General features: G+C 42.4%; 26 protein-coding genes. 13 read left to right on the top strand and 13 right to left on the bottom strand.

The genetic code is table 11. The features are described from left to right. Positions 1-13 precede the first annotated feature (13 nt). The 4 genes from AB4371_RS10255 to AB4371_RS10240 are packed head-to-tail and all read left to right on the top strand — an operon-like array spanning position 14 to position 5,586. A complete protein-coding gene (locus tag AB4371_RS10255) occupies positions 14-634 on the top strand; it encodes a phage repressor protein CI (RefSeq protein WP_372149591.1) in 621 nt (206 codons plus the stop codon). Then, positions 634-1,551, top strand: coding sequence for a ComEC/Rec2 family competence protein (locus AB4371_RS10250; protein ID WP_372149646.1), 918 nt, complete (start codon positions 634-636; stop codon positions 1,549-1,551). The genes AB4371_RS10255 and AB4371_RS10250 overlap by 1 nt, the downstream gene beginning before the upstream one ends. Continuing rightward, positions 1,548-3,026: an ATP-binding protein gene (locus tag AB4371_RS10245; protein ID WP_372149589.1), complete on the top strand. Its 1,479-nt coding sequence runs from the start codon at positions 1,548-1,550 to the stop codon at positions 3,024-3,026. The genes AB4371_RS10250 and AB4371_RS10245 overlap by 4 nt, the downstream gene beginning before the upstream one ends. Beyond that, positions 3,019-5,586: an AAA-like domain-containing protein gene (locus AB4371_RS10240; protein ID WP_372149587.1), complete on the top strand. Its 2,568-nt coding sequence runs from the start codon at positions 3,019-3,021 to the stop codon at positions 5,584-5,586. The genes AB4371_RS10245 and AB4371_RS10240 overlap by 8 nt, the downstream gene beginning before the upstream one ends. Positions 5,587-5,720: 134 nt before the next feature. On the opposite strand, the gene AB4371_RS10235 is transcribed toward AB4371_RS10240, so the two are convergent. After that, complete coding sequence (locus tag AB4371_RS10235; RefSeq protein ID WP_372149586.1) at positions 5,721-6,104, bottom strand: hypothetical protein; 384 nt, start codon at positions 6,102-6,104, stop codon at positions 5,721-5,723. A 132-nt stretch (positions 6,105-6,236) separates the two neighbouring features. Here AB4371_RS10235 and AB4371_RS10230 point away from each other — a divergent pair, with 132 nt between their 5' ends. Continuing rightward, the gene (locus AB4371_RS10230) at positions 6,237-7,268 is read left to right on the top strand and encodes a tyrosine-type recombinase/integrase (RefSeq protein ID WP_372149584.1); all 1,032 of its coding nucleotides are present in this window, start codon (positions 6,237-6,239) and stop codon (positions 7,266-7,268) included. A 124-nt stretch (positions 7,269-7,392) separates the two neighbouring features. Here the strand turns inward: AB4371_RS10230 and AB4371_RS10225 are convergent, their stop codons facing one another. The 5 genes from AB4371_RS10225 to AB4371_RS10205 all read right to left on the bottom strand — a co-directional run bounded on the left by AB4371_RS10225 (position 7,393) and on the right by AB4371_RS10205 (position 12,779). Next, entirely contained in the window at positions 7,393-8,436 is a 1,044-nt protein-coding gene (locus AB4371_RS10225; RefSeq protein WP_372149582.1) for a GMP reductase, read from the bottom strand. 778 nt (positions 8,437-9,214) lie between these two features. Then, positions 9,215-9,655: a PAS domain-containing protein gene (locus AB4371_RS10220; RefSeq protein ID WP_017062430.1), complete on the bottom strand. Its 441-nt coding sequence runs from the start codon at positions 9,653-9,655 to the stop codon at positions 9,215-9,217. Between the two features lies 1 nt (position 9,656). Continuing rightward, positions 9,657-10,661: a response regulator gene (locus tag AB4371_RS10215; protein WP_029236531.1), complete on the bottom strand. Its 1,005-nt coding sequence runs from the start codon at positions 10,659-10,661 to the stop codon at positions 9,657-9,659. A 319-nt stretch (positions 10,662-10,980) separates the two neighbouring features. Continuing rightward, positions 10,981-11,226, bottom strand: a complete 246-nt coding sequence (locus AB4371_RS10210; protein WP_010430578.1) for a hypothetical protein — start codon at positions 11,224-11,226, stop codon at positions 10,981-10,983. 200 nt (positions 11,227-11,426) lie between these two features. Then, a complete protein-coding gene (locus AB4371_RS10205; RefSeq protein ID WP_017062432.1) occupies positions 11,427-12,779 on the bottom strand; it encodes an MATE family efflux transporter in 1,353 nt (450 codons plus the stop codon). Positions 12,780-12,879: 100 nt separating this feature from the next. Here AB4371_RS10205 and AB4371_RS10200 point away from each other — a divergent pair, with 100 nt between their 5' ends. Both AB4371_RS10200 and AB4371_RS10195 read left to right on the top strand, forming a co-directional pair. After that, positions 12,880-13,854, top strand: a complete 975-nt coding sequence (locus AB4371_RS10200) for a LysR family transcriptional regulator (RefSeq protein WP_017068435.1) — start codon at positions 12,880-12,882, stop codon at positions 13,852-13,854. A 42-nt stretch (positions 13,855-13,896) separates the two neighbouring features. Then, positions 13,897-14,796 carry a DMT family transporter gene (locus tag AB4371_RS10195; RefSeq protein WP_017068434.1) on the top strand — a complete coding sequence of 300 codons (900 nt, stop codon included), beginning with the start codon at positions 13,897-13,899 and terminating at the stop codon, positions 14,794-14,796. Positions 14,797-14,954: 158 nt separating this feature from the next. On the opposite strand, the gene AB4371_RS10190 is transcribed toward AB4371_RS10195, so the two are convergent. After that, positions 14,955-15,374, bottom strand: coding sequence for a VOC family protein (locus AB4371_RS10190; protein ID WP_102394461.1), 420 nt, complete (start codon positions 15,372-15,374; stop codon positions 14,955-14,957). Positions 15,375-15,772: 398 nt separating this feature from the next. On the opposite strand from AB4371_RS10190, the gene AB4371_RS10185 reads away from it, so the two are divergent. Then, positions 15,773-16,393 carry a heme-binding beta-barrel domain-containing protein gene (locus AB4371_RS10185; protein ID WP_017062436.1) on the top strand — a complete coding sequence of 207 codons (621 nt, stop codon included), beginning with the start codon at positions 15,773-15,775 and terminating at the stop codon, positions 16,391-16,393. Positions 16,394-16,464: 71 nt separating this feature from the next. On the opposite strand, the gene AB4371_RS10180 is transcribed toward AB4371_RS10185, so the two are convergent. Continuing rightward, positions 16,465-17,445 (bottom strand): bile acid:sodium symporter family protein, encoded by a 981-nt coding sequence (locus tag AB4371_RS10180; protein WP_032545880.1) that lies wholly within the window; start codon positions 17,443-17,445, stop codon positions 16,465-16,467. 345 nt (positions 17,446-17,790) lie between these two features. Between AB4371_RS10180 and AB4371_RS10175 the strand changes: the two genes are divergently transcribed. Then, positions 17,791-18,057 carry a DUF3081 domain-containing protein gene (locus tag AB4371_RS10175; protein WP_017068432.1) on the top strand — a complete coding sequence of 89 codons (267 nt, stop codon included), beginning with the start codon at positions 17,791-17,793 and terminating at the stop codon, positions 18,055-18,057. 34 nt (positions 18,058-18,091) lie between these two features. After that, positions 18,092-18,703 (top strand): CIA30 family protein, encoded by a 612-nt coding sequence (locus AB4371_RS10170; RefSeq protein ID WP_372149580.1) that lies wholly within the window; start codon positions 18,092-18,094, stop codon positions 18,701-18,703. 113 nt (positions 18,704-18,816) lie between these two features. Here AB4371_RS10170 and AB4371_RS10165 read toward each other — a convergent pair whose 3' ends face one another. Then, positions 18,817-19,842 (bottom strand): zinc-binding alcohol dehydrogenase family protein, encoded by a 1,026-nt coding sequence (locus AB4371_RS10165; protein WP_102394463.1) that lies wholly within the window; start codon positions 19,840-19,842, stop codon positions 18,817-18,819. A gap of 155 nt (positions 19,843-19,997) precedes the next feature. Next, the gene (locus AB4371_RS10160; protein ID WP_102394464.1) at positions 19,998-20,765 is read right to left on the bottom strand and encodes a glycine betaine ABC transporter substrate-binding protein; all 768 of its coding nucleotides are present in this window, start codon (positions 20,763-20,765) and stop codon (positions 19,998-20,000) included. A 268-nt stretch (positions 20,766-21,033) separates the two neighbouring features. Between AB4371_RS10160 and AB4371_RS10155 the strand changes: the two genes are divergently transcribed. Further along, complete coding sequence (locus AB4371_RS10155; RefSeq protein WP_102394465.1) at positions 21,034-21,966, top strand: LysR family transcriptional regulator; 933 nt, start codon at positions 21,034-21,036, stop codon at positions 21,964-21,966. Positions 21,967-22,112: 146 nt separating this feature from the next. Here the strand turns inward: AB4371_RS10155 and AB4371_RS10150 are convergent, their stop codons facing one another. After that, positions 22,113-22,499 carry a hypothetical protein gene (locus tag AB4371_RS10150; RefSeq protein ID WP_102394466.1) on the bottom strand — a complete coding sequence of 129 codons (387 nt, stop codon included), beginning with the start codon at positions 22,497-22,499 and terminating at the stop codon, positions 22,113-22,115. A 415-nt stretch (positions 22,500-22,914) separates the two neighbouring features. Between AB4371_RS10150 and AB4371_RS10145 the strand changes: the two genes are divergently transcribed. Continuing rightward, positions 22,915-23,898 carry a hypothetical protein gene (locus tag AB4371_RS10145; RefSeq protein ID WP_371724974.1) on the top strand — a complete coding sequence of 328 codons (984 nt, stop codon included), beginning with the start codon at positions 22,915-22,917 and terminating at the stop codon, positions 23,896-23,898. A gap of 113 nt (positions 23,899-24,011) precedes the next feature. Here the strand turns inward: AB4371_RS10145 and AB4371_RS10140 are convergent, their stop codons facing one another. Further along, entirely contained in the window at positions 24,012-25,205 is a 1,194-nt protein-coding gene (locus AB4371_RS10140; RefSeq protein WP_372113132.1) for a benzoate/H(+) symporter BenE family transporter, read from the bottom strand. Positions 25,206-25,304: 99 nt separating this feature from the next. Here AB4371_RS10140 and AB4371_RS10135 point away from each other — a divergent pair, with 99 nt between their 5' ends. Then, on the top strand, positions 25,305-25,871 hold the full coding sequence (locus tag AB4371_RS10135) for a helix-turn-helix domain-containing protein (RefSeq protein ID WP_372149579.1): 567 nt from the start codon (positions 25,305-25,307) through the stop codon (positions 25,869-25,871). 96 nt (positions 25,872-25,967) lie between these two features. Here AB4371_RS10135 and AB4371_RS10130 read toward each other — a convergent pair. Beyond that, on the bottom strand, positions 25,968-26,877 hold a 910-nt coding region (locus AB4371_RS10130; protein WP_372149577.1), incomplete at its 5' end, for a pyridoxal-phosphate dependent enzyme.

Genomic DNA, 26,877 nt, shown 5'->3' with positions numbered 1-26,877 from the left:
ATGTAGACTTTTTATGAGTGAATATCAAGAACAAATACCCTCTTTTGAGTACATCGGTGGTAGAGATGTAACAGAAAGGATGAAGCTTGTCACAAAAACAAGTGACTTCAAGTCGCTTGGTGAGTGCTTAGGTGTGTCAAAAGGCACGATATCGACTTGGCACCAGAGAGGATTGACCCCTTACGAAGTGATTGTGAGACTTCATTTGAGGACTGGAGCTTCTATCAAATATCTAGCCTTGGGAGAAGGTGAACCGTTTGATGACAAGAAAACCCATACATCCAAGAAAAACGAAGTAAAAAGACTCTTCGATGTTGATCTCTTTTCACTTTCAAACGGCAAGCTTGTTGGCAATGAAACGCTAGCTTTTGATAAAAGCTACTTAGACAAACTTGGGGTTCTGAATGTAATGGGCATCGAGCACGATGGGACTACATTCATTATCGATAAAGAAATTCACCAAGCAGTAAGTGGAACGTACTTAGTAGATATGGATGGCTTACTGTGTCTAAACGACATTCAGCGTTTGCCAGGCAAAAAACTTGCGATCAGCTTTAACGGCTCGACTCTGACTGTTGAGGAAGATGAAGTAAGGGTTGTGGGGCGCGTGGCTTTGGTGATGGAGAAGAAGTGATGGAGTTTATTTCATTTAGAGCGCTTCAAGGCGATTCATTCATAGTAAAGAACAACGGTACAAATATTTTAATCGATGGGGGCATGCCATCAACCTACGGGCAAATAAAACAGCATATAAGTAACGAAGCGATTGATGCGATATTTATTACACATGTTGACTACGACCACCTGGGCGGAATATTCAACCTCGCCAACGATGAAGAGCTAGACCTTGCTCCATACCAATTATTCATGAATCACCCTGAATTTCCAAGTGAATATCAGGGAGAAGAAGTCGGTTTCAAACATGGACACAGTTTAAAAAGAATCCTCGAACAGCGAGGAAAATATTTTAACCAAATTACTACGGGGCAAGAATTATCCTTTGGTGATATTAACGTGCTTGTATTGGCTCCCGACAAAGCAACTGTTGAGTCACTATATGAAAATTGGGAAAGTAATATCATCTACAAAGATGGAACTTTAGAGTACAAGAAACAGCAAACTCAATCCGGTGACATTATTAACAAATCATCACTAATTCTTCTGCTATCTTATAATGAAATTCATATACTTATGCTTGGGGATTCACATGCTGAGTCGGCGTGTAATAGCCTTAAAAATAGAGGCTACTCAACAGAAAATCCACTATCACTGGATCTCCTCAAGCTATCCCATCATGGCTCTAGCCACAATACCAATGAAGAGCTATTGGAACTAGTTGGCTGTACAAATTACTATATCTCTACTAACGGTGGTAGATACGATCACCCAGATGCTGAAACTATTCAATTACTTCAAAAACGAGCTGCTGAACTAAATACATCGTTCACGATTTACCTAAACTATGATATTGAAGACGATATTCGCCAGAGATGCGACTTCCCTATCGATAACCTACATTTTATTGAGCAGCGCTCTTTGGAGCACTCTTGAACATTCTATTGCAAAACAAAGAAAAGCTTCACGGTAAAATCTACCGTGACGATAAATGTATTGGTAGCGGAGTCCCATTCATGTCACAAGGACGCTCGTTTGCATTAACCTGCCACCATGTCCTTTACGGAGAAGGGATATGCAAGAATAGTTTCGATGTCAAAGATATCAGCCTAGCGGTCGGAGACAGTAAGGTTCCAGCTATTGATATTTTGATACAGCATGAGACTTCTGAGTTAAGCGATGTCACTATCATAGAGCTATCCAACAATAATACGTTACCAATCCTTGCTGAACTATCTTTATCTCTCCAAGTCGATATATCAAAACTAGGTACTAATTGCCCAGAAATTATCACTAGCCACCCGCAAGAAAGTGCTATTGCTCAAATAGCTCTTAATCAAGAAGTAAGAAGTGTGGGAATTCATGATATTGAAGGTTCAGTAAATAAAGGGAGCTTTCATAACCTAAATAAAGGGATTGGTGGAGCCATAGAATATAAAGGCATTTCAGGTTCTGGAGTGTTTGTATCGTTTAATGAAAAAATTATTTTACTTGGGATCCTGTCCAAGTTACCGAAATCCTCAATGGAAGAACAAATAGTATTTAAGCGTCTTGATTCCGTAAAAGACGATGTTCCTGGGATACAAACTCTAGAAGAACTCATGGGCCAAATTGAATCTCATGGTACTACTGCACCACTTAGAGATGTATGCTTTGTAAATTATACAGAACGTTCTAAAGACTTTTACTGCGTACGACAGTGCGATGATGAATTTAATGCAAATATAAATGACAAGATGAACACTTGGTTACACGGTGAGTCAGGGACAGGTAAAACTGCTTTGATCATGCGTAACTTAAAGGAAAGCAATATTTCTAATATCTATTGTGATCTAGAACCCATCACTATTGATTCATTAGAAGATATATTACGGGGTATAGCTGAAAGCATTTCAATGTACCAAAACTACGTTGAGATCCCTCAACATTTGGACGCTAAGACAATGTCATCCTACCTCAACGGATGTAACTTAAAAGATAATACTGTAATTGTTATTGACGAAATGAGCTGTTCAGATATCAACATAATCAACCAATTCTGTACAGTAGCAGTTAAACTAGTAAGGTTTTACCAAAAGAGCAACCCTGATAAAAATATAATCTTTGTTATCTCTAGTATCTTTCCTCCTGTTTCACCAGAAGGTAACAGAGGGAAACTTATTGAATCATTCGAATTCATCCATTCCAATGAATGGGAAGGGAAAATAGAAGGTCTTTTTGATATTCAAAATAGGGCACTTGGCCAGAAAATATGTAAAGCTGGTAGAGATATTATTATAACAAGTAGTAAAAAAGTTCCTCGTTTGATGAGTAAGTTCGTCCATAGAGTATATAGATCAAATAAATTTTCTGTTGAAGAAATCAGAGCAACCACTCAAAAAGTAATCGCTGAGTACAACGAATATGAATAAAAAAGTATTAAAGAAATACACTATAATTCCTCAGGAGCTGTATGTTGAGCGCTCAGCAGACAAACAGTTAAAAGATATCATTGAAGAAATGCAAAGACCTGGCTATGTCTTAGTTGCTAGACAGATGGGCAAAACCAACTTGCTATTCAATGCTCAAAAAAATCTGACTACTGAGTCAAGAAAATTTGTATATATTGACCTATCGAACAAGTTCGACACTGAACGAGAGTGTTATAATTATATAATTGACTCTATACTTGATGTTCACGATGATGAGCTTTGGGAAATTAGAGGAGACATCGATCACCTTAGAGATAGAACAAAAGTAGACCACCTTAGCTATACAAAATCATTGCTACTGATTCTCAGCGCTTTAAATACTGAATTAGTAATTATCCTTGATGAGATAGACGCGTTAAGAAGTACCAAATACTCCGACAATATTTTCGCAGTCATTCGAAGTAACTACTTTGCTCGCAGTAATTTCCCAAAATTCGAGCAACTTACTTATATTTTATCAGGCGTAATCGAACCAAAAGATCTGATTAGAGATAAAAACAAATCACCATTTAATATTGGTGAGAAAATTTATCTCGATGATTTTACGTATGAAGAGTTTCTAACATTTATTCGTAAAAGTAAGCTTTGTATAAGCTCTGAAGTTATTCATTCAATCTACGAATGGACTTCTGGAAACCCAAGATTGACCTTTGATATATGTTCGGAACTAGAATCCATGATTATTGAAGGCGGAAAAATTAACAGAAGCTCGATTGAGGAGATAGTTAACAAAAAATATTTCTCAAACTTCGATGTGGCCCCAATCGATCACATTAGAGAATTAGTATCAGATGATAGTGAGGTTCAATCTGCAGTTTATAAAATAGTAGAAAATAAAGGTAACGAAGAAGCGTTGAAGCTATCCGATGGGACAAAAAACCGACTTTATCTACATGGGATATGCGCTTATAGTCTAAATGAAAATAAAATAAAAATTAAAAATAAGATTATAGAAAGATCTCTATCATTAGAATGGTTGTCTTCACTTCAGGGAAATATTGAAGCGAACATAAACAAGGCGATAAAACTAATTGATATAAAAGAAAAATATGAAGATGGTATAAGGTTACTACTAGAAATAGTAAAATCAAGTAGCGCAAACAAGTCCAGCGAACCAATGATAATGTATTATCTTGGTCAAGCAGAATTTAAAATTGGTGCCTATAGTGATGCTGAAAATCACCTATTAACTTCAATTGTAGAAGAGTCTATTGCACCAGTTATGCACTACAACCAGCACTTACTTACGGGATTAACCCAGCATCAGTTAGGTAAAACTACCGAAGGTAACGAGAAGTTCAAGTATATAATAGACAATTATAAGATGTCTATTATTTGGGCAACTGCAGCATTAAACTTAGCATCAAATATTTCCGATAAAGTATATGCCAATGATTTATTAAATCAGCTAATTAGTATGGACGACACATTAAATGGAGATGAGAATACAAGGCAAGTAATCTCTCAGATAAAATCAATTTCGTACTATAATCTTAGTGCCTACGAAAGCGATTTAAACGTAGATCGTAAAATTCAACTTCTTGATAAATCACTAGCATTTAATATAGACACACATTACCCTTTCTTATCTGTTAACAAAGCCATATTAAGTGACAACGTTAATGAGAAAGAAATAAACACTATTATTGATCATATCTTAGATAAGAAAATTACAATAAAAAAATCTACAAACTCAGATGGTGTAATTGATTACAATGAAAAATTAAACTATAGTTTTATACTCTTCGCTTTCAATTTTTGCAAAGATAGATACAAAAAACTAATTAACTATACATTAGAGCAAACCAAAATTAATGAAGGTGATTTGTATTTAAAAATAGCTAATAGTGCTGACGAATTTGCTACAAGTTTCAGTATACTATTCGAATATATTTCATCGGTAAACTTTGATGTAGAACACTCTATAATTAGAAAGTGTCTTCTTGATTCATTTCCTGTTAATAAGTCATCTAAAAAACTTATTGACAACTATTTTATGTCACTCCAAATGTGTACAGAATTTTCGGAAGAAGATGTTCTTTGTATTTCTTATTCAATACATCACTCTCTGGAAAATAACAATCCAGCTTTGGGCTTAGGGTTAATAAAACGAATTGAAGAACGTTTAACTAATCTCGAAGGAAGTCGAAGATATGATTCTAGCACAATCTATTATTGGGCAACTGAGTGTGCAAATCAATTATCATCTATGGCCGACATATCTAAGTATGGGAATGAAGCTTTATATAGACTTTCACAAATCCCTAATGGTGAACCTCTAATCAATAAAGAGCAGCAAGATTCTATATCCCGAAGAATCAAAGAATTAGTATCCAACAGTTCAAATGCGAGGCTCATCAAGCCCCTTCTAAACAAAAAGAAGAAATATCGTAGAAATGACCCTGTGCAGGTAAGGTACAGTAATGGTGAAATTGTAACCAAAAAGTATAAGTATTTAAAAACAGATATTGATAACCAAACTTGCTCTATTATCGATTAGACATTTTCATGTTTAACACGCGAAACTAGTTTCGCGTGTTAAACTATACTTACCTAGTACTATCTAAATTAGACAATCCATTCTGAATTTACTCGTTTATTAAATTTTAAATCGCTAATATGAAATGTTTGTTCTTAATGGAATAACCCGAACACATTGTTTTTCCCATCTTGTTCAAGGCCTTTAATCTGGTGGTGCTTTGGCTCCCCACCAAACAACAAAATGTACAACTTCTGGTCTTGATACGTACCCACTACATAGTGGTCTTTTTGTATCACATATTCGATAGTTTCGGCTTCCTCATCAGTGCACAGATACTTAATATCGACCAGCTTTACCCATTTCAAACCCACTACGTTCTCTGCTTCTATAAACCCACCAAATGGCGCAGTAAAGCGATTACCTAGTTTCAAAAGCGCATCAATCACCCCTTGGTTCTTCTTACTTACCCCAATTGGACCATCACTGTTGATTTTGAAATGACTATAGCCAGCAGTCACATGAATTGATTGATACATAGCAGAACCTATTAATTTTCTTAGCACTTTGAGAAAGGTGTCTAACCTGTGCTTTTTGTCCGATATAAAACATTGTTCTACGTTTTAGCTCGAATTATACTGTTTTTATATACAGTTATTTTAGGCTTTATTATGTCTATCCGCAATTTAAAAGATGGCTCTACCAAACCTTGGATCTGCGAATGTTACCCAAATGGGCGAGCGGGAAAGCGTGTTCGTAAGAAGTTTGCGACTAAGGGTGAAGCTAAGGCTTTTGAGCTTCATACGATGAAGGAAGTTGACGATAAGCCATGGATGGGAGACAAACCAGATCATCGAAGACTCTCTCAACTTATCGAGCTTTGGTACTCACACTATGGTGCAACACTTGCCAATGGCAGTGTCATTCATAGTAAGTTTCTAAGAATGGCTAACGCGATGGGGAACCCTGTAGCGACCGTTTTCGTTGCAAAAACATACTCTGAATTCAGAAGTAACCGAATGAGTGGGCAAATTAGCTTTGTTGATGCGCGTTGGCAAAAAGGGGCACCTAGTATCGCAACGCTAAATTCAGAACTCGCGCGCTTTAAGGCTATGTTTGCTAAATTGAAGGAAATTGGAGAGTGGAAAGGACCGAATCCTTTAGAAGAAGTTAAGCCATTTAAAGATCACGAACGTACCATGTCTTTTCTTCATAAAGAGCACATTATTTTATTGCTTGAACACGTGTCTAAACACAACCGAACAGATATGCAGAAAATAGTGAAGCTATGTCTCGCCACTGGGGCTCGCTGGAATGAAGCTGCTCAACTGAAAGGCTCTCAGTTAAGCAAATATAAAGTTACCTTCACCAATACCAAAACTAAGAAGAATCGTTCTGTACCCATCTCTGAAGAGCTTTACAACGAGATATACAAACCAACCTCAGGGAAGCTCTTTGAAGAGTGCTATACACCTTTCTGCTACATATTGAAGAATAAACTTGGCATCACCCTACCCTCAGGGCAAGCCTCCCATGTTTTGCGTCATTCGTTCGCAAGTCACTTCATGATGAATGGCGGAAATATTTTAGTGCTAAGGGATATTCTAGGCCACTCCGATATCAGCATGACAATGCGCTATGCCCACTTCGCACCTGATCACCTAACTGAAGCAATTATCCATAACCCTCTTTCTAACCTGTAACCTACCGCCACAAAATTTTTTGCTCGGCTGTCGCCACTTTGTCGCCACTTGCCAAATTTCAGGTAAAAAAAGAGCCACTCTAAAGTGGCTCAATTCTTAAAATTTCAAACAAGTGTTTTAAACGTTACTCTTTACCGAATACGTTGTTCTCTTGCTCTTGTACACGGATGAAAGTCGTACGCTTAGTTAGCTCTTTAAGCTTTGCTGCGCCTACGTATGTACAAGTTGAACGTACACCACCAAGGATGTCCGAAATTGTGTGGTGAACTGAACCACGGAACGGAAGTAAAACAGTTTTACCTTCCGCAGCACGGTACTTAGCAACACCACCTGAGTGCTTGTCCATAGCCGACTGAGAAGACATTCCATAGAACTTCATGAATTGCTTACCGTCTTGCTCTACAACTTCGCCGCCTGACTCAGAGTGACCTGCTAGCATGCCGCCTAGCATTACGAAGTCAGCACCGCCGCCGAACGCTTTAGATACGTCACCCGCACATGAACAGCCACCGTCACCGATGATCATGCCGCCAAGGCCGTGTGCTGCGTCGCCACACTCGATGATTGCAGAAAGTTGAGGGTAACCTACGCCTGTTTTAACACGTGTAGTACAAACAGAACCAGGGCCGATACCAACCTTAACGATGTCTGCGCCAGCTAGGATTAGCTCTTCAACCATGTCACCCGTTACAACGTTACCAGCAGAGATAACTTTAGTCGGGAATTCAGCACGTACTTTTTGTACATACTCAACTAGGTGCTCTGAGTAGCCGTTAGCGATATCAATACAGATAAATACGAATTCGTCGCTAAGCGCCATGATTTGCTTAGTTTTCTCAAACTCAGCTTCAGAAGTACCTGTTGAAACAAATACGTTGTTCAGCGTTTTCTTGTCTGCTGTTTTTGCGAACTCAGCCCACTGCTCTACTGTGTAGTGCTTGTGTACTGCAGTCATAACACCGTGCTCTGCTAGAGCCGCTGCCATTTCAAAGCTTGCTACCGAATCCATGTTCGCTGCAATTACTGGAGTACCAGACCATTGACGACCGCTATGCTTGAATGTAAAATCGCGGGTTAATTCAACTTGAGAACGGCTTTTAAGGGTAGAACGCTTCGGACGGAAGAGTACATCTTTGAAACCTAACTTAAGTTCTTGTTCGATACGCATGATAATTTGTCCTGTAATCATATTACGTGTCGTGCGTTTTCGGTAAGCGTTGGCAGACGCTTTACTGAGTTTCGGACACAAAAAAACCGGAGCGTTGGCAGACGCTCCGGTTTTCAGCATTATAGGCTGTGATTTACTAACAGCAAGTCTGATATTTCATTTTTTTTTGTGCTATCCTCTCAAAGATTCCATATCTGGCAAAAGCTTCCCGCCCGTCATTTCCTACTAAATTCATAGTAATTAATAACTTAACAACATATTCACGCAAACGCTGTCGGTTTATTGCGCAAACGTTTCCCTTGCAAATTCGGCGAAAAAATCTTCGATAAGGCAAATTTGTGAAAAAAGTGCCCTTTAATCACATAAAAATCACACTTTTCTTGAATCAAAAAATGCGTTTTTTCTTAAATAATTTCATTTTTTTCTGACTTTTTTCGCTTCGAGTGCCGATCTCAGCCCTCTTTCATTAGCCCTGAAATTTATAAAGTACAAAGGCAAGATCGATTAGCACGTTCGAAACTTGGATGAGCGGGGTAAAGTCCACAAAATATGGCAGGTTAGATGCGCTTATTTATGAGAACCCAGCAGATACAAGCCGCTGTTGATAGAGCCTAACAACAACTCGACTAAAGTTAACGAACACGGAACGCCTTTCTTTAGTTCGAACTCATTACTACAGGATCAGATACAAAAATGGCCAAGGGGATTAACCTTGGCCATTTTTATTTGGTTTTCAGAGTGCTCTTATAAGGCGATTCAATTTTCACCTTAAGGTACGTCAAGCCTTTTTCTGAGACATCAGAGCTTCAGCAGTCGCATCTTGAATCGACAAGAACAAGGATGTCACTTGCCCAGTTGGAGAACGCATCGGGTTAAGCGTGACGTTCTGATACATAAAGTCAGCTTGCTGAGTTACTGGCCTCACGTTGCGGCACTTAAACAGATAAGGCCTTTGTTGCCACGTTATGAAGCTACGGCAGCCTAGGTCATAAACCGGTTTTGTTTTAAGCCTAAACCACTCTTCAGGAATTTCAGGGAATAACTCAAAGATCGACTTACCGATCGCATCATGCGATTGCTTACCGCTATGGTGCGTCATGAAGCCATTCCAAACTTGTACCTGAAAGTCACGGTTAATGACCACCAGCCCCATATCGACGTTTTGAACCATGTCTACCATCCAGTGGAACTGTTCAAATTCAGCAGGAAGATTCAGCATATTAAAACTCCTCCATTAGGTAGGCCAATTTGTTGTCTAGAAGAGGCAGAGACTCATCAACGAACATAAATAGAAGATCACAACGGATGGACGTGCCGTCTATGTTGTAGCTGACTTCGAACGTCATGGTCTTTTTAAATGAGCCGCTGGTATTTTCAATCACCGAATCAATCGAGATGTGTTGACCTAGCAGCACAGGAGAGCTCTGGAAGAAACGAACTTCTGATTGCTCCCCTAACCCATTCAAGAAAGAGCCGACTAAGATGTTCGATACATCCATCAACAACTCTAATTCTTCTAGCTGCTCGCTTTCTGTTGGCACCTTCATGAGCTTCTTAAGATCGCTCACACTGGAATCACTCAACAAAACTAGCGCTTCACCTGCAATGCCTTCTCCACTGAAGCCTTGGCAAACACCCGACACTTGGTCATTGTCAGCCAAGTCACGAAGTGCCATGTGCAATTCGCTCACTTCGAAGATGTTAACGTTCGGCAGCGGTAGGTGAACAAACACATTAAAGTGACGAGCCAGTGCATCAGCGGCACGGCCTATCGCTACGTTCGCGACTTCCATATAGATATCGCGTCTGCGAAGTATTGGCAGTTCTAAAGCGGTTGGGGTAATGATTTGAGGTTGTTTTGGCGGCTCGACATGCTCACGTAAAATGGCTTTTAGCGCTTCTTTATCGATCGGCTTTTGCAAAAATGCTTTGGCGCCAAGATCCAGCACCTTCTGTTGTGCTTTTGGTTGTATGTCACCAGAAACAACGACAACTGGCGTGGTATCGCCTAAACGTTGCATCTCTTCCAATGTGCCATAGCCGTCTAATTCCGGCATGGTTAGGTCGAGGAACATCAATTTGAATTGGTTTTTAGCGAGCTCTTCAAGTGCATTAAGCCCATGAACAGCAAAAGTTATATCTGCATTTAGAGAACTAGGCAGTGACCGAGCCATCTGCTTCCTTGCTAACGCAGAATCATCACATATAAGAACTGGGAACGACATAAATGCACCACTGACAAATTAAAGCTAATTCGACCGAGTGTAACAGAACATTATGGTATCAGGTACGGGGTGAATGGATTTATGTGCAGATTATTAGTAAGAATGATGAAACAGGTGGGTAAGCTATTATTTCGCATTATTCTTCATGAAAAACAATATGCTACAAAGGTAATAGCCAATCCTTGCTGTTGAGTAATAGCACTATTATATTTAACAGCAGCCTTAACAAGCGGGTTTATTAAGGCTCGACTGACTCATTCATTGAACGGCTTTATGTAGCCATGATAGAGAGCTATCCAACAAAGCTAATGCAAGAGAACTAGAACTGATATGAAGGCCATAAAATCAGTAATGCGAAACGTATGATCACAGCAAATACCAACAACGCGATCCCCAGGCGATACCATTTGTATTCGGCGATGTTCATTGGGATACGCTTGTAGAACATCGTAATCACGCCTTTCCAATCACTACTGCGTCTTCCGTACTGCATCATGCTCGTCAAAACAAACAGTGCGCCAAGCACTAACATTCCTTTTTCAGCCCAGAACAATCCAACTTCCATTTGTGTATTCCTTGATAAAACGGTGAGCAACTCAAATCATTCTAGTCACCTTTTAGCTCGGTTTCTGTAAGACCAAGGTCTAAATTACGAAGTACGCAATTTAGGGCTTATAGGTCATTGTTGGTAATTGATAGTTCTCGGTCAGCAATACAACGTTTATCGTTCAAGGTTCCATGGTAAAGGCGAGCATCACAAGCAAATCACGTATAAGCATGATTCGACAAATCTGGAGATTGGTTGTTCTTTTGAATGACACGCATCAATTGGATAAGCAGCAGAATACCTGTCACGCCTAAGCCAACACCGATTCCGCCCCAAATCCCTGCCAATTCGAACTTAGGCATCAAATACCAAGCCGCAGGTAAGCCAAATACCCAGTAACCGATGGCAGTCATCACGGTTGGCATAGAGACAATCTTCATGCCTCTTAGCAGGTTAATCGCCAGTAGTTGCCAAGCATCAACAATAAAGCACAAAGCAACGACCCAAATCACAGAAGCCAGTAGTGAAGTCATAGCACCCGTGCCATCGTCTAACTTGAAGATAGAAGCGATCATCTCAGGCCATATAATGAACACGGCCGACAACGCCACACTCAACACCGACACCAATATGAAGCTTTGAATCGAGGTTCTTTTTATTCCTTCGTAGTTACCCGCGCCAAAATCACGGCCAACCAAAATCGCCGCAGCTTGTGAGAAACCAAAATTGAAGTTCCAAGTAAAGCTTAAACATTGCAGCAAGATTTGGTGCAAGGCTAACGAAGCAATACTGATCGTGCCCGCCATCAAGGTGCCACCGTAAATCAAGCCATGCTCAAGTAAAGCAGCCAAGCCGATAGGTAGACCCATCAACAACAATGGGCTCATCAACTTGATTGAATACTCTTCTGTATTTAGCCAAGGGGCGAACTGCTTAAACTCGTCACGCTTAAATACCCAAACCGTATATCCAACCATCACGATAAATGCCGCGATAGCCGTACCAAGCCCTAAACCTGTTAAGCCCATGTCTAATTGGAAGGTGAGAAAGTAGCTCACTGGCACATTCAGAATTACGGTGATAATCGACATCACAAGAATGGAGCGCACGTTGCCAAACGCACTGGTTAAGCCACGAAGTACCAACAAGATAAGCGAAGGCAACATTACCCACTTCAAAGCATGGACATATTCCATGGCTAAAGTGATCACTTCTGGTGGCTGTTTGGCTGCTTCTAATACCAACGGAGCAAACCAGAAGCTGGCCATTAAGGTCACGCTGAGCACGAATGCCAACATGGTTGCGCCTTTCACCGCCAATCTAATTTGAGTATTACCAAACTCAGGGCGAGCTACGCGCTGACCATAAGCAATCGCAATCAAGTTCGCGACACAACCCACGGTGCTGCTCGCAATAATGAAGATGAAAAAGTAGATTGAGGCACCTAAGCCACCAGCCGCAAGGGCTGACACACTGATACGCGACATCATCCAAACATCAGTAAGGACTAAAGCCATAGAGATCAGCTGTGAAATGATCAAAGGGAATGCAAGAGTGAGTATTTTTTTCATGAGCGCCTCAGGTAATTTCGCCCAAAATACGATCGATGAGGCTAGCGTTCAATTGATAAATTTGCGACTCTAACATTCCATAAACTCATGCGAACGAATTATGACCCCATATCCTAGCTTGCCATCATCACATAATGGCTTAAAAGCCTTTGAAGCTGCCGCAAGGCTGATGAGCTTTACGCTGGCTGCCGAAGAGCTGCATGTGACACAAAGTGCGATCAGCCGACAGATCAAACAGCTTGAAGATGAGTTAAACGCATCACTGGTTATTCGTAAGCATCGAGCCATAGAATTAACGGTACAAGGTCATGATTTGTATGTGGCTTTGCGAGAAAGCTACGGTAATATCGAAGCTGTTATCGCCTCTTGGAGTGAGCCCAAGCAGAAGCGTATCGTGATCAAAGCGACTCTGAGTTTCGCGACGCGAGTATTGATCTCCAAAGTTCGGGAATTAAACGAGCGTTATCAAGATCATGAGATAGTCATTGTTCCTGTGATTGAGGAAGACGAATCGATTAATAGTAGTGAGTATGATCTACTGATCTTCCACACGCGTTTCAAAAAACGCTATGACAAGGCACCTGACATTACCTTCTTGCGTGAAGAGTTCATGGCGCCGGTTTGCTCTACTAGTTTAACCACCAAAGACACCGACCTTGATTCAATCTTAACCTTGCCAAGGCTGCATCCAACCTTAGATCATCACGACTGGAAAGTGTGGCTGGCCGATGTTGAATTCCCACCAAAGAAACCTGTCAGAAATACCAGCTTCTTGTCTTTAGATATGGCGCTCAGTGCCTGTCTATCCGGTGAAGGGGTTACGGTCACGGATCTGTTGTTAGTTCAACAAGATCTCCAACGAGGCTTCTTGTACTGCCCTAGAAATGCAAAAATCCAACACAGTGCTTGGACTTACTTCATGCACCAGCGTAGTCACACGCCTATCATCAACGACCTTATTGAATGGCTTAGAGAAGAGACAACAAAAGAGATCGAGTTGCTGAAAGTACTCGCACAGCAATATCAATGGTTTGGTGTAATAGAACAGGACAAAGACTTTGGTCGGCTCTTCTAAACTAAGTTATGATTCCTTTTCCCTCAGCCTATTGATATTTTTATGTCTTCTTTCTCTTTTTCACAAATCCCTGTTGGGGTTCGATTCATGATCCTCTCCGCTTTTGGATTCGCACTGATGTCAGCTTGTGTGAAATACATCAGCAATTATGGCATTCCTGTATTCGAAATCGTTGCAGCAAGGGCTTTGGTGTCTTTGATCATCAGCTACATCGACGTAAAACGAAAAGGCATTTCGATCTGGGGTAATAACAAACCTTTGTTGTTTGTTCGTGGCGCAGTAGGTACTGCAGCACTGATGTGTGTTTACTACGCTGTGACCACTTTGCCATTAGCCGAAGCGACCATTCTACAATACGTACATCCGGTCTTTACCGCGTTGCTCGGTGTGTTGTTCCTGAAAGAACGCGTCCAGAAATCGACCATGATCTGCATTGCATTCTGCCTAGCGGGATTATTGGTGATGGTTCAACCAAGCATGAACAGCGGCGCGAGCAGCGAGTTACCGCTATTCAGCATTATGGTGGCGTTATGTGGTGCGTTTGGTAGCTCAATTGCTTATGTGATTGTGAGAAAGCTGAGCCAGACGGAAGACAGCTCTGTCATCATCTTCTACTTCCCACTGGTTGCTCTGCCAATATCGACAGTCCTTATTTGGAACGACTTTGTATGGCCAAGTCTATTCTTAACCGTGATGCTCGTGTTAGTCGGTATTTTCACTCAGATAGGCCAATACGGTTTGACCAAAGCGATGCAGACTCAAGCGGCGGGTAAAGCTTCGGCTTACTCATACGTCCAGATAGTCTTCTCGGCACTGTTAGGCGTGTGGATCTTTAATGAAATTCCATCGGTTTGGACTTATCTAGGCGGTGGCCTGATTGTGACTGGCGCGCTGATTAATGTGTTTGGCAAACAACTGTTGGTGCCTTTTAAGGCTAAATAAACAACCCAACAACTGAGCTAAACATCAGCTAAATAATCAGCTATTGCATAGACCTAAAAAGGGCATTGCGGATTATTCCACAATGCCCTTTTCTATAAATGCTCTCTAGCGCGCTTTCATTCAGCTAACCAACTTTAACAAAGCGGCGTATTACGTAACTAACTCGTGGCATTTCGTAACTTAGGGTCATCACTTAGGTATTCAACGAACTCGATTTCAAAGCCTGCCGGATCCACAAAGTAGACATTTTTTCGATAAGGTTCTTCAGCGCCAGGTTTAGCAATCGGGAAACCCGCATCGATAAGACGTTGAGTGACGCTTTCGATATTATTGGTCACATAAGCGAAGTGCGCGAGGCCAACAGAGTGCCCTGCCAAATCTCTGTTTTCACCCTCACCGTGATCACTCAATGCGATGTATTGGTACTCGTCGCCAAAATGCAGCCAGTTACGTGGCTTACCTGACCACTCCCCTTTTCCCTCATCACGAACATACCAATGAGGGAACGCCGCTTTATAGAAAGCCAGCATTTCTGGGATATCTTTTACCACTAAATTCACATGTTCAAGTTGGATCATTCTTCTCTCCTTAAAGTATTCTCGTAAGCAACGTTGCATATCCTAATACCTCAAGTTAAGTTGAGGTAAAGCACTAATTTGCATTTATTTCGAGAACGTCTTTAGAGACCAAATTGTCGTATTTGATGCGATACAAGCTTTAAGTTTAGACGACCTAATCCAATGTGACTCAACTCAACCACAAGAGTTAGCAAACCCATGGTGTATCACTGAGATAAGACGACCCAACAACTGCTTCTTGCTCAATATATACACACATTAATATCCCCTTATTGACTGATACATCAAGTTACAATTCGATTTCATATTAGCCAACAAAACTGATCTGGGTTAATAAACTAGTTTCACAATAACCTTATTTTTATTGGGGTCAGATAATTAATAAAAAGGAAGTTAAAGTGAAAAAATTATTAGCACTTGGTATCGCAGCGGTAATCTCGGCTCCAGCAGTAGCCGACCACAACACAATCAATGGTATGGATTTTGGTCCACTCGCAAAGTTAGTCGGCACATGGAAATCAGTCGAAACTGGCGGCGTTGATATTTCTCCAGGCCAAGAAGGCACAGAAGTGGGTGCAGGTGGTCCCGCGGTTACACCATTCTATGAAGTAATGACGTTTGAGGTTGCGGCAGATGCAACCAATGCCAGCGATCAATATCTGGTTGCTCTGTACTACAAACAAGAAGTATTCAGAAAGGCCGACGACTCTAAGTTCCACGATCAACGTGGCTACTTCATCTACGACCAAAAAAATCAGGTCGTCTACAACTCTTACTGCGTACCACGCACCACATGTGTCACCGCAGAAGGCCCTGCCGGCGATACAATGACGTTAGTTGCGTCTAAGCGTGGCATCGCTGAGTCCGAATACATGACGGACAACGCAACCACCACGGGCTTCACGATGAACATTAGCATTTCAGACGATACGCTGACGTACTCTCAAACAACAGGCTTAGAGATCTACGACAACGCATTTGCTCATACAGATTCAAGCACTCTAATTAAAGTGAAGTAGATTCAAATACAAACGCCTTTCACAGCGAAGTGAAAGGCGTTTTTCTGTTGTACTTGTAACAACAAACAAGTTTAACTAGATTGTGTATCAACCTTGGCGTAACGGTTGGCTAGCACTGCACAGTAAAAGATCTGAATCGGGTGATAAAGCATGATTGGTAGTAATATCATCCCTAGATTAGGGTTGTGAGCAAAGATCACCTTAGCCATAGGAATACCTGCCGCTAAGGTCTTCTTAGTACCACAGAATACTGCCGCGACTTCATCTTGATGATTGAATCCAACCTTTCGGGCACTCCATTGAATGCCGTGTACCATCACCATCAATACCACTAAACAAATCACCGCTGACAGCAACAACAGCATTGGTGAAAAGTCGCTCCAAATACCGTGTTCAATAGAGTCACAGAAAGCACTGTAGACGATCAGAAGTATCACGTATTTATCTAACTTATTGACCACTGACTTGTGTTTCTGAGTCCATTCAAAAAGTAACGGGCGCATCAACTGGCCGACAATCATTGGCAATAGCAGCATTTTAGATATAGAGATCACCGATTCCATCAGGTTTAGCTCTGCACCTTCCAATCCCATAAAGAGCTGGATCAGTAGAGGCGTAATGAACACGCCTAAAATACTAGAAAGTGATGCATTGAATATCGCACCCGGTAGGTTTCCTTTTCCAATCACCGTCATCGCGACCGAAGACGAAATCGTACTCGGTAATACGAAGAGGTAACAGAAACCAAAGGCCAGAGCTGCTGGCATATAAGCGACAAAGCCTTGCCCGAATATCACCCAAAGCAGTGGGTAAACTAAGAATGTCGCGCTTTGTACAAAAACATGCAGCTTCCAATTCGAAAGCCCCTCAAGAATGGCTTTGGGAGACAAACCCAAACCGTGTAAGAAAAACACCAAAGCGATGCCGAGAACAGTCACCGTATCGAGATGAAGTACCCCACCCGATTTGCCCCAATCCGGCGTAAAAACAGCAACGACCATAGCCACCACCATCCCTACAAGAAACCATTCCTTTTTCAGTTTTTCTATCATGTTGACACGCACTTTCTGTAGATTCCATTTCAGCCAATAACAAGGCTCCGACGCTATTTATCCTATCGACTCTAATTTTAATTAACCACCATAAACGTAAATTAAGCTTGTCTTTATCTTGAGGGTTAACATCGTTATTAAGTTTGTTACACCCGTTTTGCTCAGGATTAATCGGATGTATGGAATGACGATGAAAATATTAGAAAACAGAGGTTTATCGAGAAGATAAGATCACTTTCAGTGATCGGAACACAAAGGCAAGCCGTAGGGACAGCAATCAAACAGTAACAAATTTAGATACCAATATTCAGCCTATTACCAATAACTACTCAGCGGGAGCAAAACATGGACAACAGAATCACCATTATTGAATTTCTCAGAGTATTTGAGTTTATTCGCTCTTCCGGTGAGCAACGGGACAACAAATATCTAGTTGGCGAAATGACGGCTTGGCATGATTACGACGGTTACACCTGTTGGCTAAGCTATAAAGACGTCACGGTGACGCTGATGTTTCACGGTTCGCTAAAAATTGAGTACGACAACGCTTCAAATTACTCTGAATTTATTGAGCATTGTATGGGTATGCTTGCCACTGAACCTTCTCCATAAAACGCGAACAGACTAACGGCTAACGGAGACAATCATGAACGAAACGGCTTCATTGCTTAAGCGAAGACACCCTTTGTGGCTAGTACTCAGCCTCTCCTTTTTATGGTCTCAAGTATCTGTAGCAGGCATAGGTATGATTGATTTTATACAACCGAACGAACATAAGAATTGGACAGCGACCAACGACAATGTGATGGGCGGCATCTCAACAGGCGAGCTTGTTTACGAAGGCGAGACGAGTCAATTTAAGGGCGAGCTATCGTTAGAAAATAATGGGGGGTTCAGTTCCATAAAGCGCTCCATTAAATCACCAGCCCATGAAATAGATAGCGCAGAGCTAGTATTCGTTGGTGATGGTCGCACTTACCAACTGAGGCTCACAACATCGAAAGATGGTAATCGAGTTCAATACAAACACGATTTCGATACGATAAAGGGAGTGCGGCTTAACAAGGTGTTCCACTTCAATGATTTTCAAGCGGTGTTCAGAGGTCGGCTACTGAGCGATGCGCCGGAACTTAAGGCACGAGACATCAAACAAATCGGTTTTTTGATTGCGGACAAACAGCCCTCGCCTTTTGAGCTAGACCTAATACAGCTTCACTTCAGAACATCGAAACCTATCACATCACCAGAAGCTGACTAAACTGAAAACAAACAAAAGCCCCTGAAACCTTTTGACTAGCAATCAGATATCAGGGGCTTCTTCTATTTAAACCGTCAACGACTCAAAACAACGACGGATTAAAACATCAGCAATTAGTATTTGATGGCAGTTTTACCAATCGAGGCACTGCTCTCAATGCGTTGGTGTGCATCTTTGATTGTATCCACACTAAAGCCATTTAGGGTCGTGGTTAAAGTCGTTTTAATACGGCCCGAATCAATCAGATTCGCAGCTTGGAATAAGATGTCTTGCTGCTTCTGGATATCTTCGGTGTTAAACAATGAACGCGTGAACATCAGCTCCCAAACAAAGCCTGCTGATTTTCCTTGCAGCGCTGATAAGTCAATTCCACCGTCAAATTCAACAATCGAACTGATCATGCCTTGCGGTGCGATCAACTCAACCATCGCATCCCAGTGCCCTTTTGTATCAGCAACATTGAAGATGTAGTCGACATGTTGAATGCCTTGCTCTCGGACAGACTCAACAAGGTTACGGTGGTTCACCACATAGTCCGCTCCCATATCTCTTACCCACTGTTCAGTTTCGGGTCTTGAAGCTGTTGCGATAACATTGAGGTTGGTCAGTTGCTTAGCCAGTTGAATCGTAATTGAACCAACGCCGCCCGCTCCACCAATGATCAGGATAGACTTTTTCTCTTCAGGACGAACACGTAGGCGGTCAAACAACGCTTCCCATGCCGTAAGCGTTGCTAGTGGCATAACGGCTGCAGCTTCATCAGAAAGGCTCTTCGGCGCTTTAGCGGTAATACGGTAGTCCACAGCTTGGTATTCTGCGTTAGCACCCATGCGTGTTACGTCACCCGCATAGTACACACGGTCACCGACTTTGAAGCCTTCAACGTCAGCACCTTTGCCAACAACTTCACCGACTGCGTCATAGCCCAGCACTTTTGGCTGTTCAAGAGTTTTGTCTTTGGCATTACGAATACGAATTTTTGCGTCAGCAGGGTTGATAGAAGTCGCGCTCACTTTTACCAGCAAGTCATTATTTTTTAGTTCTGGCAGACTCGTTTCAAACTCAAACAAACTGTCTTGTTCTGTAATCGCAAGTGATTGAGTAAATCCGATAGCTTTCATTTTTGATGGTAGTGACATTGTGCTTTCTCCTTGAATTAGACGAGTTAATCTTAGTCAATTCTCACTCTAGATAAACCGCCTAATATTTTAATAATTCTCAAATAATTTTTGATAATGGTGTTACCGCTATCTGGGTAATGCAGACATCTAACTGCACTACCACGGCTGAAAGGTTAAATCAGGCCTTTCTCAATCAACCAATCATGTGTCACTTGATCTTGTGTTTTACCTTCACGGCAAACTTTGTAATCCAGCTCTGCGATGATGTCGTTCGAGAAACGTAGCGAATCCAACTTCTGAATCTGTTGTTCGCTGAACAGGTGCTTCTTATCATCTCTTAAAAGAAGTACCGCTCTATCAACAATTCCGAGTAGGCCTTTTGGTTCTTTGAGCTCCCGAATATCGTAACGATAGTGCAAAAACTGAGGTTTCCACAGTGGCACTACCACCCACTCTTTGTCTGCGACCGCACTTTCAAAGGCACTGAAGCAATCGTCTTCACTGCCAGGAAAGAACTGGTAACCAGCATCGCTCAGGCCATAGTCTTTCATCATCTGGATAGAGAAGCGTGTGATGCCAGCGCCGGGGTTGATACCTTGGATGGTCGAGTTCATTTTCTTGACCACTTCGGCTTTTAATAAATCAAAGACTTCAGAAACCGCCTCTTCAGGCACATAGTCTGGCACGCCCCACAAAGCATAAGGTTCATAATGAAGCCCAAGCTCGATAAGCGGTTCAACTTCTTCAACGCCAGCTTTGTAGATACCGTGACTTGATGGTAACCACGCAGAAGAAAGCATATCCACTTGGCCTGTTTTCAGCTTTTCAAAGTTCTCCTGATGTGGAGAGAAAATGCGCTCTACCTCAAAGCCCATGGCTTTCAATACATTGGCAACCAATGATGCGGTCGTACGGTGGAACGACAAATCCGTTACACCCATTGTGATTTTCTTAGTCATCTTATCCCCCTAGATCGTAGGCTTCGTCCATACAGTGCGTACTGCGCTACGTTGTCGATATGGGAAAATGATAGTGAGAAAATTACTAATTTAAAACAGCCTCACATTTGAATTATTATCAAATTAGTTTTGACAATTAAGTGTTTGAAGCTAACTTAGAAGCGATAAGTAGAGATAACCCATTTGCAGATTGTGATGGGGAAATATCCCAACGCCATGTTTAGAACATAATTCAATACAGGTAGATAATATGCTTCTTGAAGACTTACAGGTCATTTTGAAAGTGGCGGAGTTTCGCAGTATCACCGCTGCAGCCACCAACCTCGATATGCGTACTGCCACAGCAAGTGCAGCGGTAAAACGTGTTGAAGCGGCACTCGGTGCAGAGTTGTTTGTTAGAACCACACGCCACCTTAGGCTCTCTTCAGCAGGCGAGCGTTATTTACCGGAATGCGAACAAGCCTTAAAGATGTTGGATCAAGCAAAGCTCAATATGCGCGAAGAGCTCGGTATTCTTGACGGTGAAATTCGCATAGCGCTTTCATCAGATCTAGGACGCAACCTAATCACACCTTGGTTAGATGAGTTCTTGCTTGAATACCCAAAGGCGACGCTTCGCACTAGCATCAGCGATAGCAATATCGACTTCTACCGAGATTCCGTCGATATGGCGCTGCGTTACGGCTCTCCGACCGATGCGAACATGTATGGTTTCAAGATATGCGATGTGCCGAGGATATTGTGTGCGGCTCCTGAATACTTGGCTGAAATGGGCACACCAAAACACCCGAGTGACTTAGCTCAGCACAATGGTTTGCTTTACCAACTCCATGACATGTTGCAAGACGAGTGGGTGTTTAACGATGGTACTCAAGATCATAAAGTGAAACTAAAAGGAAATCGCGCTTCGAACGACGCAGACCTTGTAAGACGTTGGTGTATCGCAGGTAAAGGGGTGGCAATAAAATCTTGTCTAGACATGTCTCCTCACCTGCTTTCAGGCGAAGTGGTTAAAGTTATGCCTGAATTTAAGCCGACACCTACCGAGCTGTGGTTAGTGTGTCCAAGTCGTCAATCCATCACCCCTACTGTGCGTCTACTGAGAGATTTATTCAGAGAGAAAACCGCTGAGATCCTTTCGCAACTGAGCAAACAAGGCATTACAGAAGGCACAACATCTTAAGGTTTAATGTCGCTTATATAAGAAGCAGAGAGACAAAAAAGGCGTTAGCGAACTTCAATTCGCTAACGCCTTTCATCATTAGAACATCATAGCTGCATGATGAACCTTAATAAGAGTACTTAGTTTAATACTCTTAATACAAAAGCTTAGTTTGACTCGTCTTCAACATCGCAGTCTGCGCAGCACTGAAGAGCAATCTCATGTTCGAAGGTGATGGTGTCTTTACCTTCTTCAAGTAGCTCTGCGATTTCGTCTGCCACTTCTTTTTCATCATCCGCTTCGATTCCGCTTGCTAGCTCTTCTTCTGAATAACCGAAGAAGTTCAGTAGTAAATACTCACGCGCTTCATCTTTCGTACAAACCACGTCCGCTGAAAGATCAGGAGTAACCTCGCCTTGTGCAAGTGTTGCTGTCACTTGTGCGATAGCATCGTCTTTCATCGCAGGCGTTAACCAACCAAGATCAGTACTTACTGTCGTTTTTTTACAGTCGAAGCAAGGCAGTTGGTGAAAGTAGTATTGAAAGGTAGTCATAGGTAAATTCTTCTTTAAATGTTGTATAGCGAGATTATGCGCGTTTTGTAGCAAAATACTATCTCAATCACAACCTGAAACCGCTTCGTTCTAAGTATTTTTCAAGCTCCGCGCAAGCTGATGTGATCATCCTATAAAAGCGCTGTTTTGCGCATGCTTACTCAGCTTTACGCTTGTTTACATTTGTACGGGTAATATATGCCTTATCAGATAACAAGCGTGGCACCTCACAAATATTTTGGCTCTTGCTTAGTTTCGTCGCTCCAGCTGTTAGCTATGAGATCACGGCTTACTTAACTACTTAGCTACTTAGCTCGGATTTGTTTGAAATAGCTTTGTTTTCAATTAACTTACTTGCACTTGGCTTATTTTGAACCACGCTTATTTAAATAACCCCTTCTCGGATACCCAATCAATGATCATCAAAAAATATCAAGCCCTTGCCCTTTCATCGGTTGCTTTGCTCGCTACAGGCTGCTCACCATCATCAGATACGCCTTCGGTCAGCAACATCAGTGATTACCAAGGCTCAGCGAGTATTACTCAGGGTGTGGCGACCACCGTTGAATCGAATCTCTTTGAGTGTGCAAACGGACGTAGCCGAGTGGCGGGCGTTGGGGAAATTACGGACTCAGAAGGAAAGGTTTGGACGGTTCCAGCCAAGAACAACTTTGCGACAGGGCCAAAAGCCTTTGATCTTTATGAAGAGTGCTCAAACACCACACCAAGCAGCCTAGCCGAAGTCGATCAAAGCTCTGTACCTGTAGCGATAGTGGATCAAGACGGTGAGGAAATAACAGGTTATATTTTTGCCGATAACTATTTCGAACTTTATATCAACGGCAAGTTAATCGCGGTAGACACCGTTCCTTTCACACCGTTTAACTCAAACATCGTCAAATTTAAGGTGAAGAAGCCTTACACGATTGCGGTGAAAGTGATTGATTGGGAAGAAAACCTAGGTCTTGGCAGCGAAGATAACCGCGGAAAGGCATACCACGCTGGCGATGGTGGCTTTATCGCGAGCTTTAGTGACGGAACCGTGACAGGACCAGAATGGCAAGCACAAACCTTTTATACCTCACCGATTTATGACCTGACTTGTTTGAGTGAAGTGGACGGGAAGCGTCTTTCTGAAAGCTGCACCACGGAAGGAACTGACCACGGTCAAGATGCCTACGCCGCTCATTGGGAAACACCAACCAACTGGATGAACCAAGAGTTCGATTCAACATCTTGGCCTCAAGCATCAGTATATTCAGAAGACGATATTGGCGTGAACAATAAAAAAGCGTACATGAACTTTATCGAAAAATTCAGTGGTGCTGGCGCAAGCTTTATCTGGTCGACAAATGTCGTTCTCGATAATGAAGTGCTACTGAGATACGAAGTTAAGTAGCTTTATTCCTTTGTAAGCAAGCCCAGTCACAAGTATGACTGGGCTTACTACTCAAACAACTTGCTGGTGTTTCTAATTCACAGCGAACCTGATCATAATCTTGAGTCGTTTCATTACGACGAAGTTTGCGAAGTCTTGCTTGCTCCACGTGACTTAGCTTTGTAATTGTGTAACCAGCAACAAAACAACCCGATACACAAACCCCAAAATGCACTGCCGATTCCCAGTAAATTAGTACCAGAAGCAGTGAATAAGAAAGTAAGCAATGCGGGTTCTCGGTAATGACTGTCTGCCATTGATACCGCAAGGCAATTCATCAAGGTCGGCATCACCGCTAAGCCAGCAACCGCAATGACAATCTCGGAGGGCACAGCGCTAAACAGCGACACAAATGACATACCCATCACGCCAGCTAACAAGTAAAACCCGCCCATACAGATCCCCGCCATGTAACGTGTCTTTGGATTACTATCCGCATTCGGGCCCATACAAATAGCGCCCGTAATCGCTGCAAGGTTATACGCAAAACCGCCAAATGGTGCGAAGATCAAACCTGTCACCCCAGTGGTAGTAATGATCTTCGATGAATCGACTTGGTATCCGTTCGCTTTTAGAACCGCAAATCCCGGTAAGTTCTGTGAAGCCATCGTCACTATAAACAATGGGATACCGACACTGAACAACGAAAAGAACTCAAAATCGGGCGTAATGAACACCGGGGTCGTTAATCCCATAGTTACCTGACTAACATCGAGTTTGCCAAAACCCACACACATGACCAGTGCGATGATGAAAATGCTTGGGATCAGTAAATTTCCTAACCGCGCTTTCGCCAGAATAAATACAGCAAGCATGACCGCTACGACTTGTGCCTCTTCCATTAGCGACGTGAACAAACCCAAACCGAATTGCAATAGAATCCCCGCGAGCATCGCAGAGGCAATCGATGTTGGGATCTGTTTTAGGACTTTCTCAAATATCCCCGCTAATCCAACTAACGTGATCAACATCGAACTGAACAAAAACACGGCTACAGCCTGATTCATTGTCAGCCCTTCAAGCGATGTGATTAACAACGCCGCTCCAGGCGTCGACCACGCTGTAACCACAGGCTTCTTGTAATGAAACGAGAGCAGTATTGTGGTTACGCCCATGCCAATTCCCAACGCCCAAAACCATGACGCCACTTGTTCTTCGGTTGCTCCAGCACTCATTGCCGCTTGGAAAATAATCGCCGCGGCGCTCGCATAACCAATGAAAACAGCGATAAAGCCGGTACTGACGTGAGAAAATTTTAGCTTAGTCATGTTAATTTATTCCTGTGTGCGTTATAACGTCCATAGACTGAACTTAGCACCCGTGCGCTATAACGCACAACTAATTTTTGAGAAACTTGTAGAGAAAATATGCAAACAGAAATTAAAGTCGGCGTTAACTTGAAACGCCTTCGCCAAGAAAAAGGCTGGAGCTTAGACAAAACAGCGAAAGCAACAGGCGTGAGTAAAGCAATGTTAGGACAAATTGAACGTGGAGAATCCAGCCCGACAGTCGCTAAGCTCTGGCAGATAGCTTCTGGATTCGAGGTGTCACTTTCGAGCTTTATCGCGGCTAGCCCAAACAGTGAACTGACGAGTTTATTCAGAGATGCAAACGAACTAAGGCATGAAGAATACAACATTGGCTTTTTCGTCAGTTTGTTGTTTCCTTTTGAGGAAGCACTAGGATTTGAAATATTCGAACTCACCCTAGCACCCGATTACCAGCATGAATCCGCCCCACATAACGCAGGCGTCACTGAGCACATCTTATGCATTTCAGGAGAGATGGCCGTGATGTTTGATGATGAGTGGCATACGTTACGCGCAGGACAAGCCATTCGCTTCAATGCCAACCAGACCCATGCCTACAAAAATATCGGTGAAGGAAACGCCGTATTTCATAATGTGATTCACTACCCTAATAACAAGCAATAGTGCCGGATTTGGTGCTAACGGATGTTTAGCTCTAACCGGATGTTCAGCGCTAACGAAAGAGCTGGCAGACCACTGGCTGTTACTAACTTAAAGCGACTATACGTTGACGACCATGCTGCCATCTTCGGCTTGATAACGAGCCCATAGTTGAGAGAGGTTTTCTTTATTAAGCTGTATCTCTTTTTCTTTCAGAAACGTTTCGTTGTGCAGCTTCGAATACGAGCGCTCAGCAAGGTCACAGCTAAATGTAACGATGGTTTTCCCTTTCCCCATTCTAGCCGCAGCGTATAGCGCACCTGCTACGTTCAACGACGAACTGCTTCCTAGAAGAATACCGTCATGTTCCGCAACAAGGCGGGATATCGTCACCAAATCCTGATCGGGAAGCGTGATGGCACGATTGATTTTTGCCTGCCTGAAATTTTCAACCGTTCGCATGATCCCTATGCCTTCCGTGAACGAACTTCCCGTTGATTGATAGTGTCCATTACGTAGAAACGAATAAATGCCGGACCCATTTGGGTCAACTAACCAAGTTTCGAGATTGGGTTGCTGCTCAGATAGATAGTGTGAGTTTCCGGCAATGGTTCCACCCGTCCCCACCACTGAAACTAGAGCATCAATATTCCCCTGTGTTTGCTGCCAGATCTCAGGTCCAGTATTTAAATAGTGCGCTCGATAATTACTGAGATTTTCAAACTGATCTGCCCACCAATAACTCTCATTTTCGACACCAATCCGCTTAGCCGTGTGGTAAAAATGTTCAGGGTTTGCAAAAGGACAAGGGTCGACCAATAACAGTTCAGCATTATAAAGCGAGATCATGCGCTCTTTCTCTTGTGCCTGCCCTTTTGGCATCACCACCAACATTTTGTAACCAAGGGATTTAGCGACCAGAGCAAGTCCTATTCCCGTATTACCAGCAGTCCCTTCAACGATTGTCATTCCCGGCTTAAGCTTACCGGCTTCTATTGCATCCATAACCACGGTGTTTTTCAAGGTAGTT

It is taken from the genome of Vibrio sp. 10N.261.51.A3 (assembly GCF_041471965.1).
GTDB lineage: Bacteria > Pseudomonadota > Gammaproteobacteria > Enterobacterales > Vibrionaceae > Vibrio > Vibrio crassostreae_C.
Note: the sequence above shows the minus strand (reverse complement) of the source record. Positions and strands in the feature narration are given on the sequence as shown.

What these genes read in the sequence shown, in the direction of transcription:
- AB4371_RS10255 (WP_372149591.1), top strand. Translation starts at nt 14, where the DNA reads ATGAGTGAATATCAAGAACAAATACCCTCTTTTGAGTACATCGGTGGT.
- AB4371_RS10250 (WP_372149646.1), top strand. Translation starts at nt 634, where the DNA reads ATGGAGTTTATTTCATTTAGAGCGCTTCAAGGCGATTCATTCATAGTA.
- AB4371_RS10240 (WP_372149587.1), top strand. Translation starts at nt 3,019, where the DNA reads ATGAATAAAAAAGTATTAAAGAAATACACTATAATTCCTCAGGAGCTG.
- AB4371_RS10235 (WP_372149586.1), bottom strand. Translation starts at nt 6,104, where the DNA reads ATGTATCAATCAATTCATGTGACTGCTGGCTATAGTCATTTCAAAATC.
- AB4371_RS10230 (WP_372149584.1), top strand. Translation starts at nt 6,237, where the DNA reads ATGTCTATCCGCAATTTAAAAGATGGCTCTACCAAACCTTGGATCTGC.
- AB4371_RS10225 (WP_372149582.1), bottom strand. Translation starts at nt 8,436, where the DNA reads ATGCGTATCGAACAAGAACTTAAGTTAGGTTTCAAAGATGTACTCTTC.
- AB4371_RS10220 (WP_017062430.1), bottom strand. Translation starts at nt 9,655, where the DNA reads ATGCTGAATCTTCCTGCTGAATTTGAACAGTTCCACTGGATGGTAGAC.
- AB4371_RS10215 (WP_029236531.1), bottom strand. Translation starts at nt 10,661, where the DNA reads ATGTCGTTCCCAGTTCTTATATGTGATGATTCTGCGTTAGCAAGGAAG.
- AB4371_RS10210 (WP_010430578.1), bottom strand. Translation starts at nt 11,226, where the DNA reads ATGGAAGTTGGATTGTTCTGGGCTGAAAAAGGAATGTTAGTGCTTGGC.
- AB4371_RS10205 (WP_017062432.1), bottom strand. Translation starts at nt 12,779, where the DNA reads ATGAAAAAAATACTCACTCTTGCATTCCCTTTGATCATTTCACAGCTG.
- AB4371_RS10200 (WP_017068435.1), top strand. Translation starts at nt 12,880, where the DNA reads ATGACCCCATATCCTAGCTTGCCATCATCACATAATGGCTTAAAAGCC.
- AB4371_RS10195 (WP_017068434.1), top strand. Translation starts at nt 13,897, where the DNA reads ATGTCTTCTTTCTCTTTTTCACAAATCCCTGTTGGGGTTCGATTCATG.
- AB4371_RS10190 (WP_102394461.1), bottom strand. Translation starts at nt 15,374, where the DNA reads ATGATCCAACTTGAACATGTGAATTTAGTGGTAAAAGATATCCCAGAA.
- AB4371_RS10180 (WP_032545880.1), bottom strand. Translation starts at nt 17,445, where the DNA reads ATGATAGAAAAACTGAAAAAGGAATGGTTTCTTGTAGGGATGGTGGTG.
- AB4371_RS10175 (WP_017068432.1), top strand. Translation starts at nt 17,791, where the DNA reads ATGGACAACAGAATCACCATTATTGAATTTCTCAGAGTATTTGAGTTT.
- AB4371_RS10170 (WP_372149580.1), top strand. Translation starts at nt 18,092, where the DNA reads ATGAACGAAACGGCTTCATTGCTTAAGCGAAGACACCCTTTGTGGCTA.
- AB4371_RS10165 (WP_102394463.1), bottom strand. Translation starts at nt 19,842, where the DNA reads ATGTCACTACCATCAAAAATGAAAGCTATCGGATTTACTCAATCACTT.
- AB4371_RS10160 (WP_102394464.1), bottom strand. Translation starts at nt 20,765, where the DNA reads ATGGGTGTAACGGATTTGTCGTTCCACCGTACGACCGCATCATTGGTT.
- AB4371_RS10155 (WP_102394465.1), top strand. Translation starts at nt 21,034, where the DNA reads ATGCTTCTTGAAGACTTACAGGTCATTTTGAAAGTGGCGGAGTTTCGC.
- AB4371_RS10150 (WP_102394466.1), bottom strand. Translation starts at nt 22,499, where the DNA reads ATGACTACCTTTCAATACTACTTTCACCAACTGCCTTGCTTCGACTGT.
- AB4371_RS10145 (WP_371724974.1), top strand. Translation starts at nt 22,915, where the DNA reads ATGATCATCAAAAAATATCAAGCCCTTGCCCTTTCATCGGTTGCTTTG.
- AB4371_RS10140 (WP_372113132.1), bottom strand. Translation starts at nt 25,205, where the DNA reads ATGACTAAGCTAAAATTTTCTCACGTCAGTACCGGCTTTATCGCTGTT.
- AB4371_RS10135 (WP_372149579.1), top strand. Translation starts at nt 25,305, where the DNA reads ATGCAAACAGAAATTAAAGTCGGCGTTAACTTGAAACGCCTTCGCCAA.